We start from the raw sequence: 18,979 nt of genomic DNA, 5'->3' as shown, positions 1-18,979 counted from the left end.
TTCTTGTGGATGAGATGGGTTCAGTCGCGCGAAGCGGCCGTATGCCGCGCCGCGCTGCTTTTCGGGATGACCAGCGGCGTGCCGGTCTCCGGATCGGGAACGATCCGACAGTCGACGTCGAACACGGACTTCACGAGTTCCGCGTCGAGCACCTCGGACGGCGCCCCGGCGGCGGCGAGTCGGCCGTCCTTGAGGACGACCATGTGGTCGGCGTACCGCGCGGCCTGCCCGAGGTCGTGGAGGACCATGACGACGGTCCGCCCGGCGTCCGCGTGCAGGGTGGCGACGAGGTCGAGGACGTCGAGTTGATGACGCAGGTCGAGGAAGGTCGTCGGCTCGTCCAGCAGAAGCAGCTCCGTGTCCTGGGCCAACGCGAGCGCGATCCAGGCGCGTTGACGCTGCCCGCCGGAGAGCTGGTCGACGGGCTGGTCACGCAGCGGCGTCGTGCCGGTCCGCTCCAGAGCCTCGTCCACGGCCTTCTGGTCGGCGGCCGACCAGGGGCTCAGCAGCCGCTGATGGGGGTAGCGGCCGAGCCGTACGAGCGCCTCGACGGTGATCGCCTCGGGGGTCACCGGCTGCTGCGGCAGCAGCCCCATCCGGCGGGCCAGGGCCCGCGCGTCCATGCGGTGGATGTCGGAGCCGTCGAGCGTGACGGTCCCGGCGGCCGGTGCGAGGAGGCGGCTCAGACCCCTCAACAGGGTTGATTTTCCGCACGCGTTGGGCCCGACGATCGCCGTGACCGCCCCGCCGGGGATCGTGAGGTCGAGGCCGTCGACGATCGTCCGGTCGCCGTAGCGCAGTGCGAGGCCCTCGGTGGTGAGCTGGTTGGTCATCAGGAGTTCCTCTTCACGTTCACGGGCGAGGACTGGCGGAGCATCAGCACCAGCAGCCAGGGCGCCCCGAGGGTCGCGGTGACCGCGCCGACGGGCAGCCCCTCGACCGGCAGGAGATGCTGGACGACGAGGTCGGAGCCGAGCAGCAGGACGGCGCCGGTGAGCGCGGCCAGCGCGAGCGTCACGGCCGTAGGCGGTCCCGTCAGGAACCGCACGATGTGCGGCACGGCGAGCGCGACGAACGTCACGGGTCCGGCGAGCGCGGCGGCCAGCGACGCCAACACGACGGCCAGGACGAGGAGTTGGAGGCGCGTGCGGGACGTGTTGAGGCCGAGCGCGCCCGCCGAGTCGTCCCCGAGGTCGAGCACCGCGAGCCGCCGGTTCATCACCAGCGCCACGGCGAGCGCGAGCACCATCGCCGTCGTACCGCCCCACACCTCGGTCCACGTCCGCCCGTACACCGAACCCGTCGTCCACTGGAGCGCCGAGCCGGCCAGTTCCGCCGGGAAGCGGACGATCATCAGGTTGACGGCCGCCGCGAGCGCCGCCTGGACGGCGAGGCCGGTGAGGACCAGGCGGGTGACCGAGAGCCCGGAACCCCAGCTGAAGACGCCCAGCAGCAGCGCGGCGAGGAGGCCGCCGCCGAGCGCGCCGAGCGGGATCAGGGTCTGGGTGGCACCGGCCGCGAGCAGCGACACCGCGCCGAGGGACGCGCCGCCGCTGATGCCCATGACGTCCGGCGAGGCGAGCGGGTTGCGGAAGAGGCGTTGCAGCACGCACCCGGCCGCGCCGAGCCCGGCACCCGCGACGATCGCCGCGAACGCCCGGGGCGCGCGGAACTCCTGGACGACCAGGACGTCACCGGAGTCCCCGAGCCCGACCAGCGCGCGCAGCGCCGTACCGGCGGGGATGGACATCGTGCCGGTCGCCAGCGAGACGGCCAGCAGGACGAGGAGGGTGACGAGGCCGGTCCCCGCGAAGAGCAGGACGCGTCGGCGGTAGGCGTTCACCGGGTCACCTTCCGCGCGAGGAGAGCCAGCAGCGGGGCGCCCAGGAAGGCGGTGACGATGCCGACTTCGAGCTCCGAGGGGCGGATCACCAGACGGCCCAGGACGTCGGCGGACAGCAGCAGGACCGGGCCCGCGAGGAGGCAGCCGGGTACGAGGAGACGGTGGTCGCTGCCGAGGAAGGGGCGTACGAGGTGCGGCGCGGCCAGTCCGATGAACGCGACCGGGCCCGCGACGGCGACCGAGGACCCCGCGAGCAGGACGACCGCGATGCCGCCCGCGAGCCGTACCTTGCCGACCGGGACGCCGAGCGCCGCCGCCGAATCGTCGCCCAGCGCGAGGGTGTTGAGCGCGGGGGAGACGGCGAGGGCGACGACCAGGCCGAGGACGAGCGTCGGCAGCACCTGCCACAGCGCGGACAGCGGGCGCTCCGCGAGCGAGCCGGCCAGCCAGAAGCGGGCCTCGTCCAGCGTGCGCTGGTTGAGGAGCATGACCGCCGACGTCCAGGAGATCAGCACCAGTTGGAGGACCGTGCCGCCGAGCGCCAGGCGTACGGGGTCGATGTCGCCCGAGCGGCGGGCCAGGGCCTGCGCGAAGAGGGCGGCTGCCGCCGCGCCGGCGAACGCGAACCAGACGTACTCCACCGGGTTGTCGAGCCCGAGCGCGTAGATCGCGACCACGACCGCGAACCCCGCGCCCGCGTTGATGCCGAGGGTCGTCGGCGAGGCGAGCGGGTTGCGGGTGACGCCCTGCGCGACCGCACCGGCGACGCCGAGCGCGGCGCCGACGAAGAGGCCGATCACCGTGCGCGGCAGGCGCAGGCCCGTCACGACCAGCGCGTCACGGCCGTGCGCATCACCGAACAGCGCGTCCGTCACCGTCGACAGGGGGACGGAGCGGGCGCCGAGCGCGAGGCTCAGCGCGGTGCACAGCACCAACGCGGCGGTTCCCAGCAGGAACAGGGACATGTGCCGAAAGGCACGGGAGGACACACCCGGAGGGGGCGCGTCCCGATGAGTCGCAGTCACGAGCGGTGAGCTTAGGTTAGGCTTCCTTTAGTTTTCAACCGCCTGTGGAATCACTGTGATCTTTCTTGCGATCTTCACACCCTACGTCACGGTTGGGAACACCCCCGAGCTGGAAACCTTGTCCCGTGTGGAGCACCCCATGCCCGTCACCGACGTCCTGCACCGCGTCACCGCCCTGTGCGACGTCCTCGACGTCCGGGTGACGGCCGAGGAACCCCTCGGCACCGACCTCCTCACCGACACCGCCGCGTTCGTCGACGCCGAGGCGGACCGCATCCGCGCACGCTACGACGTCACCGTCCCCCGCCACGTCGCCGCCTCCCGCGCCCTCCACGACTACGCCTGGTCAGCCGCGCTGCTGATGAGCGGACCGTGGTTCCTGGAACGCCGGGTGCCGCTGATCCGGCCCCAGGACATCCGCGCCGACCTCGCCACGGCGTCCTACCGGGTACGGCCGACCGGCGCCCTCGCCGACGACCTCCTCGACGCCCTCGCCGCCCACATGGAACCCGTACTGGACGCGTTCGCCCCCCTGACCCGGCGCGGATCACGAGCACTGTGGGGCATGGTCGGCGACGACCTCGTCTCCGGACTCTGGTACCTGGGACGGGTGCTGGACCGCGAGGACGACGGCATCCGCGCCGCGAGCGAGATCCTCCCCGGCCCTGTCGGCCGCTTCCCGGCAGGCGCCGCATTCCGCAACCTGACGGCCCCCGACGGCAGTTGCCACCCGACCCGCACCCGCGCCGGCTGCTGCATGTTCTACGCGGTACGACCGACCGAGGCGTGCGGCACCTGCCCGCGCACCTCCGACGCCGAACGCCTGCGCAGGCTCGGCTAGTTCACCGGTTGCGGGGGTGAATCCCCCGCCGCCAGGAACTGCGTCGCCGCCAACTCCGCGTACAGCGGGTCCCCGCCCACGAGTTCACGGTGCGTACCCACCGCGCGCACCTTCCCCGCGTCCATCACGACGATCCGGTCCGCCGTCGTCACCGTCGACAGCCGGTGCGCCACGACCAGAACCGTCGTCGACCGCGCCACGTCCGCGACCGTGTCCCGCAGCGCCGCCTCGTTCACCGCGTCCAGCTGGGACGTCGCCTCGTCCAGCATCAGCAGCCGAGGGCGGCGCAGCAACGCCCGCGCGATCGCCACGCGTTGACGCTCGCCGCCCGACAGCTTCGTACCCCGGTGCCCCACCAACGTCTCCAGACCCTGGGGGAGTCGCTCGACCAGGCCGTCCAACCTCGTCGTCTTCAGGACGCGTTGGACGGCGGCCTCGTCCGCGTCCGGGTTGCCGAGCAGGAGGTTGTCCAGCAGCGAGCCCGACAGGACCGGCGCGTCCTGCTCCACGTACCCGATGGCCGACCGGAGTTCGGACAGGTCCCAGTCGTCGAGCGGGCGGCCGTCGAGCGCGACGACGCCTTCCTCGGGGTCGTAGAACCGCTCGATCAGCGAGAACACCGTCGTCTTGCCCGCACCCGACGGGCCCACGAACGCCGTCATGCCGCGCGGTGGCACGGAGAACGTCACCCCGTGGTGGACGAACGGCAGGTCGTCGGCGTACCGGAAGCGGACGTCCGTGAAAGTGACCGAGGCCGGTTCGGCGTCCGACGCGGGGAGCGGGGCCGGGTGGGTCGACGGCTCGGCGGGGAGGGCCAGCGCCTCCTGGATCCGGGTCAGCGCCGCCGCGCCCGTCTGGTACTGGGCGATCGCGCCCACCAACTGCTGGATCGGCGACATCAGATAGAAGACGTACAGCAGGAACGCCACCAGCGTGCCGATCCCGATCGCCCCCGTCGCCACCCGCGCCCCGCCCACCGCGAGGACCGTGATGAACGCCACCTGGATCGCGAGCCCCGCCGTGTTCCCGGCCGCCGCCGACCACATCGCCGCGCGCACGCTCTGCCGCCACGACTCCTCGGCCGCCGCGTGCAGCGCCTTCTCCTCACGGTGCTCGGCGCCCGACGCCTTCACCGTCCGCAGCGCGCCCAGCACCCGCTCCAGCGAGGCACCCATCACCCCGACCGCGTCCTGCGCCCTGCGGCTCGCGCGGTTGATGCGCGGCACGATCAGGCCGATCACCAGCGCCGTGCACGCCACCACGCCCAGCGTCACCGCCAGCAGCACCACGTCGACGAACCCCATCGCCACGACGGTCGCCACCAGCGTCAGCCCGCCCGTCCCGAGCCCGACCAGCGAGTCCGTCGTCACCTCCCGCAGCAATGTCGTGTCGGACGTGATCCGGGCCATCAGGTCACCCGGCTCGGTGCGGTCGACCGCCGTGATGCGCAGGCGCAGGAGGTACGACGAGAGCGCCTTGCGCGCGCCGAGTACGACCGACTCGGCGGTGCGGCGCAGGACGAACGAACCCAGGCCGCCCAGTACGGCGTTGAGGAGCACCAGGCCCGTCATCAGAGCCAACGCCCCGCTGATCGCACGGTCGTTGGACAGGTCGGCTATCAACTCCCGTGCCACCAAGGGGAGGAGCAGTCCCGCGGCGCCGGTCAGCAGCGAGAGAATCGCTCCGCCGAGCATGGCCAGGCGGTGCGGCCGGACGTACCCGAGGAGCAGGCGCCAGGGGGGAGTGGTCTGCTGCACGTCTCTCCTCGGTTCGTCGGAAACATCACCAGCCTACGGTCGGCCGGATGTGATGCCGGGCGTGATCACTTCCGCGTAGGGTCGGAGGCGGGACGTAAAGAAAGGGTCAGCACATGGCGCAGGAAGTACGCGGAGTCATCGCACCGGGGAAGGACGAACCGGTACGGGTCGAGACGATCGTCGTCCCGGACCCCGGTCCCGGTGAGGCCGTCGTCCAGATCCAGGCGTGCGGGGTGTGTCACACCGACCTGCACTACAAGCAGGGCGGCATCAACGACGAGTTCCCCTTCCTCCTCGGGCACGAGGCGGCCGGTGTCGTCGAGTCCGTCGGCGAGGGGGTGACCGACGTCGCCCCCGGTGACTTCGTGATCCTCAACTGGCGTGCCGTGTGCGGGAACTGCCGGGCCTGTCTGCGTGGGCGCCCGCAGTACTGCTTCAACACCCACAACGCCGGGCAGAAGATGACCCTCGCCTCGACGGGGCAGGAGCTGTCGCCGGCGCTCGGGATCGGCGCGTTCGCGGAGAAGACCCTCGTCGCCGCCGGGCAGTGCACGAAGGTCGACCCGTCGGTGTCCCCGGCCGTCGCCGGGCTCCTCGGGTGCGGCGTGATGGCCGGGATCGGTGCCGCCATCAACACCGGGGGCGTCGGACGCGGTGACAGCGTCGCCGTCATCGGGTGCGGCGGCGTCGGGGACGCGGCCATCGCCGGGGCCCGCCTCGCCGGTGCCGGGCGGATCATCGCCGTCGACATCGACGAGCGCAAGCTCGCCAAGGCGCGGGAGCTGGGGGCGACGCACACCGTCAACTCCCGTGAGACCGACGCCGTCACGGCGATCCAGGAGCTGACCGGCGGGTTCGGGGCGGACGTCGTGATCGACGCGGTCGGCAGGCCGGAGACGTACAAGCAGGCTTTCTACGGACGGGACTTGGCCGGGACCGTCGTCCTCGTCGGCGTCCCCACGCCCGAGATGAAGCTCGAACTCCCCTTGCTGGACGTGTTCGGGCGCGGTGGCTCGCTCAAGTCGTCCTGGTACGGGGACTGCCTGCCCTCGCGGGACTTCCCGATGCTGATCGACCTGCACCTCCAGGGGCGGCTGCCGCTCGACGCGTTCGTCACCGAGACGATTCAGCTCGACGAGGTGGAGAAGGCGTTCGACCGGATGCACCAGGGCGACGTGCTGCGTTCGGTGGTGGTCCTCTGATGGCCGCGCGCATCGAACGGCTCGTCACGTCCGGCCAGTTCACCCTCGACGGGGGCACCTGGGACGTCGACAACAACGTCTGGATCGTCGGCGACGACCACGAGGTGATCGTCATCGACGCCGCGCACGACGCGCAGGCCATCGCCGACGCGGTCGGGGACCGGCGGCTGACCGCGATCATCTGCACCCACGCCCACAACGACCACGTCAACGCGGCTCCCGCGCTCGCGGAGTTGACCGGCGCGCGGATCTGGCTGCACCCCGAGGACCTTCCGCTGTGGAAGCTCGCGCATCCCGACCGGGACCCCGACGAGCACCTCGCCGACGGGCAGGTCATCGAGGCGGCCGGCGCGGATCTGCGGGTCATCCACACGCCGGGGCACGCGCCGGGCGCGGTGTGCCTGTACGACCCGGCGCTGGGTGCCGTCTTCACGGGGGACACGCTGTTCGCGGGCGGGCCCGGGGCGACGGGGCGCTCGTACAGCCACTTCCCGACGATCATCGACTCGATCCGGGACCGGTTGCTGGAACTCCCCGTGGAGACGCGGGTGTTGACCGGGCACGGGGACGAGACGACGATCGGGGCGGAGGCGCCGCACCTGGAGGAGTGGATCGCGCGGGGTCACTGAAAAGCGCGAGATCGCTTGAATAGGCGACACAAGGTGTCCGGATTCTCGGGAACCCTCGTCCACATGAGTCAGAACGAGAACCCGGACACCCCTCAGCACGGCAACTCCCCGCACGACAAGCCCCTCCACGGCAAGATCGCCCTCGTCGCCGGTGCCACGCGCGGCGCCGGGCGAGGGATCGCCGTAGAACTCGGCGCCGCCGGAGCCACCGTGTACGTCACCGGCCGCAGCACCCGCGCCCAGCGCTCCGAGTACGACCGCCCCGAGACCATTGAGGACACCGCCGACCTCGTCACCGAAGCGGGCGGCCAGGGCATCGCCGTACCCACCGACCACCTGGACCCCGCCCAGGTCAAGGCCCTCGTCGAGCGCATCGACGCCGAACAGGGCCGCCTCGACGTCCTCGTCAACGACATCTGGGGCGCCGAGAACCTCGTCGAGTGGGACGCCCCGGTCTGGGAGCACGACCTGGAGAAGGGGCTGCGGACGCTGAGGCTGGCGATCGACACGCACGCCATCACCTCCCACCACGCCCTCCCGCTCCTGCTGCGCCGGCCCGGTGGCCTGGTCGTCGAGATGACCGACGGCACCGCGGAGTACAACCGCGACAACTACCGCCTCAACTACTTCTACGACCTCGCCAAGTCGGCCGTCCTGCGCATGGGTTTCGCGCTCGGCCACGAACTCGCCCCACGCGGCGCGACCGCCCTCGTCCTCACCCCCGGCTGGATGCGCTCCGAGATCATGCTGGAGCACTACGGCGTCCGCGAGGACAACTGGCGCGACGCCCTGGAGAAGGTCCCGCACTTCGCGATCTCCGAGACCCCCCGCTACGTCGGCCGCGCGGTCGCCGCCCTCGCGGCCGACCCCGACGTCTCCCGCTTCAACGGCCAGTCCCTCTCCGGCGGCGCCCTCGCCCAGCAGTACGACTTCACCGACCTCGACGGAACCCGCCCCGACGCATGGCGCTACCTGGTGGAAGTCCAGGACGCGGGGAAACCGGCGGATGTGTCCGGCTATCGGTGATCCGGTGACTGACTGAGGGGAAATTCACCGGGTTTCTCCGGCATCTCCTGGATTGCCAGCCAGTGCGGTCTCCAGGAGATGCACGATCTCCCCGTTGACTGACCTGCGATCCCGCTTCGCCCATGCGACGAGACGCTCGTGAAGCTCCAAGGGGAGCCGGACAGTGATGCGCTTCTCTTCGTCCATGCCGTCACTGTAGTTGCCTCATCGTGCATACCTGACATATTTTTGACGTCATGGCGACGGTAAGGAGGCGGACGGAAAGTGTCACGTGTGTTCGGTACACCTATCGGCTCCGTGTGTCGTCGACCGCTAGCACGGCACTGCTCGCCGAGTGGGGCCGTTGCCGATGGGTGTGGAACGAGTGCGTGGCGAAGTCCCGCGCCGTACACGCCCATAACCGGACGCACCCCGAGAACAAGCAGACCTGCGGCCCGGCCCAGCTCGACAAGATGCTGACCGAAGCCCGTGCTCACACACTATGGCTCCGTGAGGGCGCCTCGGTACCGCAGCAGCAGATCATCCGTGACTTCGCCAAATCCCGCTCGAAGGCGCTGAAGGACATCGAGAAGCGTCCACCTCTGCGGCAGCGCGCGGGTATGCCCCGGCACAAGAAGAAGCGTGAGGCTGAACCGAACCTGAACTTCACCACCCGAGGCTTCCGCCTGAAGGGAAGCCGTCTGTATCTGGCGGGTGGCATCGTCCTGACGGTGGTGTGGTCCCGCGAACTCCCGTCGGCGCCCACGAGTGTGCGCGTGTACCGTGACGCGGCGGGGCATTGGTACGCCTCTTTCGTCGTCGCCGTCGAGACCCGGCCGCTCCCCATGACGGGCCGTTCTCTCGGCATCGACTGGGGAGTGAAGGAGACTGCCACGACCACATCCGACGCCTACGACCTCCCTCATCCACAGCACGGGCGGAAGGCTCAGGAGAAGTCGACCCGGTACGACCGGATGATGGCCCGTCGGAAGCCGAAGAAGGGCCAGGCAGCTTCGAAGGGCTAACGCGAGGCGAAGAAATGGAGAGCGAAGACCTACGCGAAGATCGCCCGTCGGCGTCAGGACACGGCTCTCAAGCGGGCCAAGCGGGTTGTGCGCGATCATGACGCTGTCGCGGTGGAGGACTTCCGGCCGAAGTTCCTGGCGAAATCCACCATGGCCCGCAAAGCGGCGGACGCCGCGATCGGTGCCACGAAGAAGGCCCTGGTCGCGATGGGCCGCAAGCATGGGCGGGACATCCGCCTCGTCGACCCCGCGCACACCACCATGGACTGCGCGTCGTGCGGAGCGAGAACCAAGCACGCACTTCCGCTGTCGGAACGTACCTGTACCTGTACCTGCACCGCTTGCGGAGCCGTGTCCCCCAGGGACAAGAACTCCGCCCGCGTGATGCTCGTCCGGGCTGGTCTCACCCCGGCTGGTGCTGAGGGCGTAGGACCTCCGGGAGCGCCGCTCCCGGAGGCGGCCTGAGCCGGGAATCCCCTCCTCTTGCGGGAAGGGAGGATGTCAATGTTCTGTCACAGGGTCGTACGGGGTACAACCGACGTGTCCGCGCACGGGTCTAGACAGGCGAGGAACATCTTGAGGGAGGCAGGGCATGGGGGACATACGTAGACGAGCGGCGATCGTGGCCGGGGTGACGGGGCTGGTGGCGCCGCTCACGATCGCGCTCGGGGCCGGGACGGCTCAGGCGGCGAGTTGTACGACGTCGGCGGGGCCGTACCAGAAGCAGGTCGAGAAGTTCCTGGGGCGGCCGGTCGACGGGAAGCAGTCCAGCGCCGACTGCAAGGCGATCCGGGCGTTCCAGAACAAGCACGGGATCAGCCCGAACATCGGGTACGCGGGGTCCGTCACGTGGGGCGTGATGGATCTCATGAACAAGCAGAAGGCCGTGGGGAGCAATCCCAACAAGGACGGCAAGTGCCCGACGAACAAGGGCCGGATCGCCTGCGTGAACCTGACGCTCCAGCTCAGCTGGATCCAGGACGGCAAGAAGCTGGTGTACGGGCCGGTGCCGGTGCGCAGCGGGCGGGACGGGTTCGAGACGCGTACGGGGCTGAAGAAGATCTACTGGCGGCACATCGACCACGTGTCGACGATCTACAACGTGCCCATGCCGTACAGCCAGTTCTTCGACGGCGGCCAGGCGTTCCACTCCGTGGGGATCAGCGTGTGGAACCCGCCGGGGTCGCACGGGTGCGTCAACATGACGACCACGGCGGCGAAGAAGTACTGGTCGCTGCTGCGGAACGGGGACGACGTCTTCGTCTACGGCCGTAAGCCGGGCACCTGACAGGGGTTCCCTTTGAGGCCGGATCGCCTTTTTGTTCCGGGCAGTTGACGTGATCAGTAACACGGTCGGATATGCCCGGAATGAAACCTATTAACTCACGCGGTCTTCACCCTCGGCGCCGTAAGATTCACACCATGTCCATCACTGTTGAACCCCTTACCGAGCGATCGGCCGCGGAGGTCAACGAGGAGATCAGGGCCCTGTGGCTCCGGTCGGGCGGGATTCTGCGCGGGGACCAGCGCGAGGAGTATCAGCGGCTGGTGACGGAGTGGGCCGCGGTCTCGCACCGGACGGACCGCGTGGCCTGAACTCCCCGGCCTCCCTTACCTCTTGGGCACCTACCGACGCGGTGGGTGCCCTTTTGCGTGCCCCGGCGCGTCTCAGCTCCAGTTCGCCGCGTAGTACCGCTGGTACTCCTTGCGGTCCCGCTCCTCGCGCAGATAGCGGGTGAAGAACAGCGCCCCCATGCTCGCCGCGATGATCAGCAGCCCCGGGCCGATCGCCAGCGGGTTCGTCAGCTTCGAGGCCAGCGACGTCCCGACGCCGTTCACCGGAGTCGTCGAGCCCGGCGCCGCCGCACCCGGCGCGATCGCCGCCTGTGTGGGGGAGGGGCTCGGCGCCGCGCCGCCCTGCTGGGCGCCGTCCGCCCGCGCGGCCACGATCAGCTTCAGCTTCGTCGACGCGAGCGCCGTCGTCACCGGCTGGAAGAACGTCGTACCCCCCGCCGTGCAGTCCCCGCTGCCGCCCGAGGTGACGCCGAGCGCGACGCCCTCCGAGAACATCGGGCCGCCGCTGTCGCCGGGCTCCGCGCAGACGTTCGTCTCGATCAGGCCGGTGACCGTGCCCTCCGGGTAGTTGACGGTCGAGTTCAGCGCGGTGACCTGGCCGTCGCGCAGCCCCGTCGTGCTCCCGCTGCGGAACACGCGCTGGCCCACGACCGGGTCGCCGAAGCCGGTGATCTTCACGCCGTTCCCGTTGCCGATCGCGACGATGTCCGCGCCCTCGCCCGCCTTGCCGTTCGCGTACTGGATCACCGAGTAGTCGCCGCCCGGGAACGAGGAGTCGACCGTCTGCCCGATCTCCTGCGACGCCTGGTCGTTGCCGAACCAGATCGAACCGTTCGGCCCGCAGTGCCCGGCGGTCAGGATGAAGTCCTGCTGCCCGTTGGTGACGTTGAACCCGGCCGAACACCGGCCGCCCGTCGAGAGGATGGGCAGCGCGCCGTTGATCCGGGTGGTGAACCTGCCCTTCGTACGCTCCATCTGTACGAAGCTGCCGATGCCGGACGCGACCTTCGTCATCCGCGACCAGTCGTCCGCCGACACCGTGCTGTCCGCCTGGACGACCACCTTGTTCGTGCGGTAGTCCACCGACCACGCCGTGCCCGCGACCCTCGGTGCGGCCTTCAACGTCGTGGTGGCCGCCTTGAGTTCGTTCATGCTGTGGCCGACCATCTTCGGCTGGGCACCGGCCTTGCGGACCTCGTCCGCCGCGGTGTCGTCGGTGACCGCGACGACCGGTTCGCCGTCCGCGCCGATCCAGCTGCCCGCCGTCCGCGCGGTGCCGAGCCTCTTCGTCAGCTCGGTCCCGGTCTGGCCCGCCGTATCGGCTGAACTCCTCACCAGCGCCGACGAGTTCGGCGTCTCACCCGCCATCGCCGCCTGCGCGACCATGACGCCTCCCAGGAGGACCCCGCCGACGGCCGCCAGCCGTGTCACTCGCCGGACGGTGCGTCGTCGTACGTGCCTCATACCTGGCTCCCGAACCCGAACACGCGACGCGGGGCGCCGCGGGGCGCCGTGGTCGTGGAGCGCCCACTGTTCATACGAACGCGGCCGTACGGGTGTTCACCTCAAGTGACCGGGTTCTTCAGCGGGTTGCCTCTGAGACGGCGGGTCGCTTCTGAGGTACGGCAGGCCGTCGCTCCCGAGGTACGGCCGCAGCAGCTCACCGAGCACCGGGTCCCCGACCCCGCTCGCCTCGTCCCCGGCGATCTTCCGGGCGATACCGGCGAGGAAGTCCGCGAGCTGGACGCGGGGGTCCGAACGGGCCTGTACGAGGCGCATGCCGGCCAGCGTGACACCGCGCTCCTCGGCCCGCTGCCGGATCCACTCGACGCGGGCCGGGGTGAGGAGGGTCTGGCGGTCGTGGACGAGGTGGACGGGCGTGCCGGGGGAGGACCAGTGGGCGGCGGTGCCGACGACGGTGGGGAAGAGGGGGTCGAGGACGGGGATCAGGGCGGGTATCGAGGCGCGATAGGCGAAGGCCCTGTCCCGCTGCCCGGCGAGCGTGCCGAGAATTTCCCTCGCCGCAGCCCCCACGACGACACTCCGCAGCGCACGGAGGCTGCCGAGGAATTCCCGGACGAGTACCTCACCGTCGACCTCGGCCCGCATCCGGAGCAACCGATTCCCGCTCACCAGGAAATCCCCCCAGGCTTCCCCCGGAAACCCCTCCCGCAACAACACCCCGGCCTCACCGGCCTCCCCGCCCAGCACCTCCACCACCCGCCCCACCAGGAACGATTCCTTCCTGACCAACTCGACATGGGCGCTTCCGCGCAATGTCCGAAGAAACCATTCCAATACGGCCCGATGCTTCTCCCGCAGCAGATGATTCGCCTTGTACTCCTCGGCGGGAGACCGAATCTGCTCCCGGATCTCGGATATCACAGCCCCGGCAATCGCAACGGAAACCCCCACGCTGCCGTGAGCGAAAAACAAGGTGTTCCCCCCGACGAGATTCTCCCCATCGGCCCCGGACTCGTCGCACCCGATCTCGATCACGCCCCCATCTTGCTCCCCGGGGCCCACCCGGACCAGAAGTTTTCCCACGGCGAGCGCGAGACCCGCACCCGGTACCGGACCCGCCCCGCCCGCCGGCCGCCCGGTCCACCCGGTGCAACGTTCCCGCAATGTCTTGACATGCGGTCGAAACCATTCGTAGCTTGAGCCCCTAATTTAGATTCGTGAAGCAAGTTCACGGATATGAACGGAGAGTGTCCATGGTGGATCGCCGACGAAGTCGTCGCCTGGCCGCCAGTCTCGGTGCCGCGGCGCTGATGTTCGGGGTCGCCGCGTGCGGCGGCGGATCCAGCGGAGCGAACAGTGGCGACCCGAACACCCTGGAGGTCTGGACCCGCAGCAACCCGGACCCCGCGGAGACGTACAAACGCGTGTTCGCCGCGTTCACGAAGAAGACCGGCATCAAGGTCGACTACCAGCCGGTCGTCAACTTCGACCAGCAGCTCCAGGCGCGCGCGTCCACCAAGGACCTCCCGGACGTGATGATCAACGACACGGCGCTGATGGGCAGTTACCAGAGCCAGGGCCTCCTGAAGCGGATCGACCCGGCGACGATCGCGGGCGGCGGCCAGATCGACGCCAAGACCTGGGCCACGACGGTCGGCCTGGACGGCGGGCACTACGGCGTCCCGTACTCCCGCCAGGCGTTCACCCTGTTCATCAGGAAGGACTGGCGCGAGAAACTCGGCCTGCCCGTCCCGAGGACGTGGGCCGAGATGCTGACCCTGGCGAAGGCGTTCGCGGACAAGGACCCGGACGGCGACGGCAAGAAGGACACGTACGGGATGGTCGTCCCGGGCAGCGCCCAGAACGGCTACGTCGCCTGGTGGGGCGCGAGCTACCTGTGGCAGTCGGGCGCGCGGATCATCGAACCCACGAAGGCCGGCGGCTACCGGCCGGTCATGGACTCGGACGCGGCGGTGAACGCGGTCACCTGGCTGAAGAAGAACCTGTTCTGCACCGAGGACAACGCTGTCATCCAGCCCGGCGCGATCACCGCGATGACGAGCAACGCCACCAACTTCCAGGACGGCAACGCCGGGATGTACCTCACCGGCCCGTACAACATCGCCACGTTCGACACGGTGCTCGGCAAGGACAAGTTCGAGGTCGTCCAGGCCCCAGCCGGGCCCGCCGGCAACAACGACGTCCTGGCGGACGGCGAGAACGTCTACTTCGGCGCCAGGACCGGCAAGGACCAGCAGGAACAGGCCCTCGCCGCGTTCCTGGTCTCACCGGAAGGACAGCATCTCGCGATGACCGGCGACCACCAGCCCGTCGTCCGCATCCCCGTGAACTCCACGCTCAACGCGGCGACCGTGCACGACGACCCGCGCTGGGGCGTCGTACAGAAGGCGTACGAGGACGCCTCCGTGCAGTTCCCGAACGCCCTCGACTGGGCCCCCTTCCGCCAGGACACCGCCGACGCGCTGAACTCGATCTTCACCTACTGCGGAGGCGACGTCCGCTCCAGTCTCAAGGAGCTGAACGAGACCCTCGCCGGTGACCTCAAGGACCAGGACCTGCTGAAATGACCGCGACCACCCCGACCCCGGTGCGCCGCGCCCGGGGGATCGGCAAGAGAAGCGTCCTGCCGTGGGTGTTCCTCGCCCCCGGCCTGCTCCTCGCCCTCGTCTTCAAGTTCTGGCCGATGGCCAAGGGCATCTGGCTCAGCTTCTTCAAGGTGCGCCCGTTCCTGGGCGACCAGTGGGTGGGCCTGGACAACTACACCCGCGTCCTGAGCGACCACCGCTTCCAGGACGCCGTGGGCCACACCCTGACCCTCGGCCTCGGCCAGTCCATCGGCGGCATCCTCGTCGGCTTCGCGCTCGCCCTGCTCCTGGAGGGCCAGAGCCGCTCGCTGAAGATCGTCCGTACGGCCGTCTTCCTGCCGGTCGTCACCGCGACCGCGGTCGTCGGCGAGCTGTGGCGGCTGATGTACTACCCGACCTCGGACGGCCTCATCAACCACGGCCTCGGCTTCCTCGGCCTCGGCCCGACCCAGTTCCTCGACAACCCCGGCACCGCGCTGTGGTCGACGATGGCCATGGGCATCTGGATGGCCGCCCCCTACAACATGGTGATCATCCTGGCCGGCCTCGCGGGCGTCGACCGCTCGCAGTACGAGGCCGCCGCGATGGACGGCGTCTCCCTGTGGCAGCGCCTGCGCCACATCACGCTCCCCGCGATCCGCCCGGCGATCGGCATCGTCCTCACCCTCGCCGCCATCCGCGGCCTGCGCGTCTTCACCGAGGTGTACGTCCTCACCGGCGGCGGCCCGGCCGGCTCCACCGAGGTCTGGATGACCCGCGCCTACACGCTCGGCTTCACCCGCAACGACATCGGCGGCGCCTCGGCGGCCTCCGTGGTCCTCCTGTGCGTGACGCTCCTGCTGACCGTCACGGTCAACTACTTCCGCAAGAGGGGAGACGCCCGATGAGCGCACCCGTCATCGACCCGGTCAGCGCGCCGCAGGCCCCCGCGCGCGGCCGTACCGCCAAGGCCGCCCGCACCACCCCGGCCCGCTTCGACACGGCCCTCGGCTGGAGCGACCGCCCCGGCGTCGCCTGGGCGCTGCGGATCCTGCTCTGCCTGATCGCGCTCGGCGTCTTCGCCGCGCCCTTCCTGACCATCTTCGCGGGAGCGTTCTCGAAGAACCCCAGCGGCTCCGACCTGTCGTTCCTCCCGCACCACCCCACGCTGCTCAACTTCAAGGTCGCGAACGAACGCAGCATCTGGGACTACTTCACGAACTCCCTGGTCATCGCGGGCGGCTCGCTCCTGCTCCAGCTCGCCGTCTCGGTGCTGGCCGCCTACGCGCTCGCCCGGCACAGGTTCCGGGGCCAGGCCCTCGTCCTCACGCTGTTCATGCTGACGATGATGCTGCCCGAGGAGGTCATCGCGATCCCCCTCTCCCTGGTCCTCGGCCACGTACCCGTCCTCGGCCTCGACCTGAAGGGCACCGCGTTCGGCGTCATCCTGCCGCTCGGCACCTGGGGCTTCTCGATCATGCTGCTGACGGAGTTCATGAAGGACATCCCCATCGAGATCGAGGAAGCGGCCCGCCTGGACGGCGTCGGCGAGTTCCGCATGCTGTGGCAGGTCGTCCTCCCGCTGTGCAAGCCGGCCCTCGGCGTCGCGGGTGTCCTCGGCTTCGTGATGATCTGGGACCAGTACCTGCTGCCCCTCATCGCCTCCAAGGACCCCAGCGACTACACGGTCACCGTCGCCCTGTCGGTCCTGCGTACGGACCCCGAGGTCGGCTCCGGAGTGCTGTTGGCCGGCGCGGTCATCGCCCTGGTGCCCAGCCTGATCGTCTACCTGCTCCTCCAGCGCTCGCTGGTCACCGGCATCGCGGCCGGTGCCACCAAGGGCTGAGACACCCCCCGTTGAGAGAAGACATGAAGTTCCACGGAGTGCTGTTCTTCCCGGTCACCCCCTTCGACAAGGACGGCGGCCTCGCCGAGGACCGCCTCGCCCAGCACATCGAGGGCGGTGTCGCGGCGGGCGCGGGCGGCGTCTTCGTCGCCTGCGGGACCGGCGAGTTCCACGCCCTTACCCCGGACGAGGTCGAGCGCGCCACCCGGGTCGCCGTCGAGGCCACCGCCGGACGCGTCCCGGTCCTCGCGGCGGCCGGCGGGCCCACCCCGGTCGCCCGTGACCACGCCGTACGCGCCGCCCGCGCCGGAGCCGACGGCATCCTGCTGCTCCCGCCGTACCTGGTCACCGCGCCCCAGCAGGGCCTGGTCCGGTACGCCGCCGAGGTCACCGCCGCCACCGGGCTCCCGGCGATCTTCTACCAGCGTGGGACGGCCCGCCTCAGCGAGGACACGGCCGCCGAGATCGCCGCCCTGCCGAACGTCGTCGGCCTCAAGGACGGCCTCGGTGACCTGGAGCGCCTGCACCGCATCGTGCGCCGGGTGCGCGCGCAGCAGCCGGAGTTCCAGTTCTTCAACGGCCTGCCCACCGCCGAGATGACCGCCCCCGCCTACCAGGGCATCGGCGTCGACCTCTACTCCTCGGCCGTCTTCGCCTTCGCTCCCGAGATCGCCCTCGCCTTCCACCAGGCCCTCGCCGAGGGGGACACGGCCCTCGTCGCCACCCTCCTCGACGAGTTCTACGCCCCCCTCGTCGCCCTGCGCGACGAGGTCCCCGGATACGCTGTCGCCCTGGTCAAGGCCGGGGTCACGCTGCGCGGCCTGGACGTCGGCGGCGTCCGCGCCCCCCTCGTCGACCCGACCCCGGACCACCTCGACAGGCTCGCGAAACTCCTCGACCATGGACTGGAGACCGTCGCCGCATGAGCGCCACCCGCATCCGCGAACTGATCGTCACCCCGATCGCGTTCTCCGACCCGCCGCTCCTCAACTCCAACGGCTGCCACGAGCCCCTCGCCCTGCGGATCATCCTCCAACTCGTCCTGGAGGACGGCACGGTGGGCCTCGGCGAGTCCCCCGGCGGCACCGCGCGCCTGGAGCGACTCGAGATCGCCGCGAAGACGGTCGTCGGCATGGACGTCTTCGACGCGACCGCGATCGGCGCCGCCATCGACAAGGCGCTCCAGCCGACCGTACCGAGTTCCCACGAGCGCGGCTGGACCCACTCCGCCGTGGAGGTCGCCTGCCTCGACGCGCAGGGCAAGCTCCTCGGCCGCCCGGTCAGCGACCTCCTCGGCGGCAAGGTCCGCGACTCCGTGCCGTTCGCGGCGTACCTCTTCTACAAGTGGGCCGAACACCCCGGGCTGGACGGCCGTCCCGCGATCACCGACGACTGGGGCGCCGCCCTCGACCCCGCCGGGATCGTCGAGCAGGCCCGGCTCATGCAAGAGCGGTACGGGTTCACGTCGTTCAAGCTGAAGGGCGGCGTCTTCCCGCCCGACGAGGAGATCGCCGCGATCCGCGCCCTGGCCGAGGCGTTCCCCGGTCAGCCCCTGCGCCTGGACCCCAACATCGCCTGGACCGTGGAGACTTCGCGGTACGTCGCCGAGCAGCTCGACGGCGTCCTGGAGTACCTGGAGGACCCGACCCGGGGGATCGAGGGCATGGCCGAGGTCGCGAGGACCGCGCCGATGCCGCTCGCCACCAACATGTGCGTCATCGCCTGGGAACACCTCAGGCCGGCGATCGAACAGAACGCGATCCAGGTCCTGCTGACGGACCATCACTACTGGGGCGGCCTGCGCCGCACCCGTGAACTCGCCGCCGTCTGCGAGGCGTTCGGGATCAAGCTGTCCATGCACTCCAACTCGCACCTCGGCATCAGCCTCGCCGCGATGACCCACGTCGCCGCCGCGATCCCCAACCTCGACCACTCCTGCGACACGCACTACCCGTGGAACAGCGGCGACGAGGTCATCGTGGGCGGCCCGTTGCGGATCGAGGGCGGCGAGGTGAAGGTCCCGACCGGACCCGGCCTCGGCGTCGACCTCGACCACGACGTCCTGGAGCGGCTGCACCGCCGCTATCTCGACTCCGGGATGCGCGGTCGTGACGACACCGGCTACATCCGGAACTTCCAGCCCGAGTACGAGCTGAAGCTGCCGCGCTGGTAGGTCCCTAGA

18 protein-coding genes and 1 pseudogene are annotated in these 18,979 nt (G+C 70.1%); 12 read left to right on the top strand and 7 right to left on the bottom strand.

Annotated elements, in window-relative coordinates:
- Positions 1-20 precede the first annotated feature (20 nt).
- From ACQCO7_RS03590 to ACQCO7_RS03580, 3 genes are read right to left on the bottom strand one after another with little or no spacing between them, the layout of a single operon-like run.
- Positions 21-833 carry an ABC transporter ATP-binding protein gene (locus tag ACQCO7_RS03590; RefSeq protein ID WP_464070410.1) on the bottom strand — a complete coding sequence of 271 codons (813 nt, stop codon included), beginning with the start codon at positions 831-833 and terminating at the stop codon, positions 21-23.
- Positions 833-1,843, bottom strand: coding sequence for a FecCD family ABC transporter permease (locus tag ACQCO7_RS03585; protein WP_464070409.1), 1,011 nt, complete (start codon positions 1,841-1,843; stop codon positions 833-835). Before ACQCO7_RS03585 ends, ACQCO7_RS03590 begins: the two co-directional genes overlap by 1 nt.
- Complete coding sequence (locus tag ACQCO7_RS03580; RefSeq protein ID WP_464070408.1) at positions 1,840-2,808, bottom strand: FecCD family ABC transporter permease; 969 nt, start codon at positions 2,806-2,808, stop codon at positions 1,840-1,842. The genes ACQCO7_RS03585 and ACQCO7_RS03580 overlap by 4 nt, the downstream gene beginning before the upstream one ends.
- 199 nt (positions 2,809-3,007) lie before the next feature.
- Between ACQCO7_RS03580 and ACQCO7_RS03575 the strand changes: the two genes are divergently transcribed.
- Positions 3,008-3,709, top strand: a complete 702-nt coding sequence (locus ACQCO7_RS03575) for a (2Fe-2S)-binding protein (protein ID WP_464070407.1) — start codon at positions 3,008-3,010, stop codon at positions 3,707-3,709.
- Here the strand turns inward: ACQCO7_RS03575 and ACQCO7_RS03570 are convergent.
- Positions 3,706-5,466: an ABC transporter ATP-binding protein gene (locus ACQCO7_RS03570; protein ID WP_464070406.1), complete on the bottom strand. Its 1,761-nt coding sequence runs from the start codon at positions 5,464-5,466 to the stop codon at positions 3,706-3,708. The two genes, ACQCO7_RS03575 and ACQCO7_RS03570, sit on opposite strands and share 4 nt — an antisense overlap.
- A 113-nt stretch (positions 5,467-5,579) precedes the next feature.
- Here ACQCO7_RS03570 and ACQCO7_RS03565 point away from each other — a divergent pair, with 113 nt between their 5' ends.
- The 3 genes from ACQCO7_RS03565 to ACQCO7_RS03555 all read left to right on the top strand — a co-directional run bounded on the left by ACQCO7_RS03565 (position 5,580) and on the right by ACQCO7_RS03555 (position 8,323).
- Positions 5,580-6,668 (top strand): S-(hydroxymethyl)mycothiol dehydrogenase, encoded by a 1,089-nt coding sequence (locus tag ACQCO7_RS03565; protein ID WP_464070405.1) that lies wholly within the window; start codon positions 5,580-5,582, stop codon positions 6,666-6,668.
- Complete coding sequence (locus tag ACQCO7_RS03560) at positions 6,668-7,297, top strand: MBL fold metallo-hydrolase (protein WP_464070404.1); 630 nt, start codon at positions 6,668-6,670, stop codon at positions 7,295-7,297. Before ACQCO7_RS03565 ends, ACQCO7_RS03560 begins: the two co-directional genes overlap by 1 nt.
- A 63-nt stretch (positions 7,298-7,360) precedes the next feature.
- Positions 7,361-8,323 carry an SDR family oxidoreductase gene (locus ACQCO7_RS03555; protein WP_464070403.1) on the top strand — a complete coding sequence of 321 codons (963 nt, stop codon included), beginning with the start codon at positions 7,361-7,363 and terminating at the stop codon, positions 8,321-8,323.
- 24 nt (positions 8,324-8,347) lie between these two features.
- Here the strand turns inward: ACQCO7_RS03555 and ACQCO7_RS03550 are convergent, their stop codons facing one another.
- Positions 8,348-8,509 (bottom strand): ribbon-helix-helix domain-containing protein, encoded by a 162-nt coding sequence (locus tag ACQCO7_RS03550; RefSeq protein WP_464070402.1) that lies wholly within the window; start codon positions 8,507-8,509, stop codon positions 8,348-8,350.
- A gap of 50 nt (positions 8,510-8,559) precedes the next feature.
- On the opposite strand from ACQCO7_RS03550, the pseudogene ACQCO7_RS03545 reads away from it, so the two are divergent.
- From ACQCO7_RS03545 to ACQCO7_RS03535, 3 genes and pseudogenes are all read left to right on the top strand, one after another.
- Positions 8,560-9,792 (top strand): annotated as a pseudogene (locus ACQCO7_RS03545) (RNA-guided endonuclease InsQ/TnpB family protein).
- Positions 9,793-9,919: 127 nt separating this feature from the next.
- The gene (locus ACQCO7_RS03540; RefSeq protein WP_040836752.1) at positions 9,920-10,615 is read left to right on the top strand and encodes a L,D-transpeptidase family protein; all 696 of its coding nucleotides are present in this window, start codon (positions 9,920-9,922) and stop codon (positions 10,613-10,615) included.
- Between the two features lie 134 nt (positions 10,616-10,749).
- Positions 10,750-10,923: a hypothetical protein gene (locus ACQCO7_RS03535; RefSeq protein WP_010354490.1), complete on the top strand. Its 174-nt coding sequence runs from the start codon at positions 10,750-10,752 to the stop codon at positions 10,921-10,923.
- 72 nt (positions 10,924-10,995) lie between these two features.
- Here ACQCO7_RS03535 and ACQCO7_RS03530 read toward each other — a convergent pair whose 3' ends face one another.
- Together ACQCO7_RS03530 and ACQCO7_RS03525 are read right to left on the bottom strand one after the other, a co-directional pair.
- Positions 10,996-12,366: a S1 family peptidase gene (locus tag ACQCO7_RS03530; protein WP_464070401.1), complete on the bottom strand. Its 1,371-nt coding sequence runs from the start codon at positions 12,364-12,366 to the stop codon at positions 10,996-10,998.
- A gap of 96 nt (positions 12,367-12,462) precedes the next feature.
- Positions 12,463-13,179, bottom strand: a complete 717-nt coding sequence (locus ACQCO7_RS03525; protein WP_464070400.1) for a hypothetical protein — start codon at positions 13,177-13,179, stop codon at positions 12,463-12,465.
- Positions 13,180-13,619: 440 nt separating this feature from the next.
- Between ACQCO7_RS03525 and ACQCO7_RS03520 the strand changes: the two genes are divergently transcribed.
- Genes ACQCO7_RS03520 through ACQCO7_RS03500 form a run of 5 tightly spaced genes read left to right on the top strand, consistent with a single transcriptional unit; the run spans position 13,620 to position 18,970 of the window.
- The gene (locus ACQCO7_RS03520) at positions 13,620-14,954 is read left to right on the top strand and encodes an ABC transporter substrate-binding protein (protein WP_464070399.1); all 1,335 of its coding nucleotides are present in this window, start codon (positions 13,620-13,622) and stop codon (positions 14,952-14,954) included.
- On the top strand, positions 14,951-15,859 hold the full coding sequence (locus tag ACQCO7_RS03515) for a carbohydrate ABC transporter permease (RefSeq protein ID WP_464070398.1): 909 nt from the start codon (positions 14,951-14,953) through the stop codon (positions 15,857-15,859). The genes ACQCO7_RS03520 and ACQCO7_RS03515 overlap by 4 nt, the downstream gene beginning before the upstream one ends.
- The gene (locus tag ACQCO7_RS03510; protein ID WP_464070397.1) at positions 15,856-16,797 is read left to right on the top strand and encodes a carbohydrate ABC transporter permease; all 942 of its coding nucleotides are present in this window, start codon (positions 15,856-15,858) and stop codon (positions 16,795-16,797) included. Before ACQCO7_RS03515 ends, ACQCO7_RS03510 begins: the two co-directional genes overlap by 4 nt.
- Positions 16,798-16,820: 23 nt before the next feature.
- Positions 16,821-17,723 carry a 5-dehydro-4-deoxyglucarate dehydratase gene (locus ACQCO7_RS03505; RefSeq protein WP_464070396.1) on the top strand — a complete coding sequence of 301 codons (903 nt, stop codon included), beginning with the start codon at positions 16,821-16,823 and terminating at the stop codon, positions 17,721-17,723.
- Positions 17,720-18,970: a glucarate dehydratase family protein gene (locus ACQCO7_RS03500; RefSeq protein WP_464070395.1), complete on the top strand. Its 1,251-nt coding sequence runs from the start codon at positions 17,720-17,722 to the stop codon at positions 18,968-18,970. The genes ACQCO7_RS03505 and ACQCO7_RS03500 overlap by 4 nt, the downstream gene beginning before the upstream one ends.
- Positions 18,971-18,979: the final 9 nt, after the last annotated feature.

The sequence above is a fragment of the Streptomyces saintjeani genome, assembly GCF_055409605.1.
The sequence above is the reverse complement of the archived record's forward strand: the minus strand, read 5'-3'. Positions and strand labels throughout refer to the sequence as shown.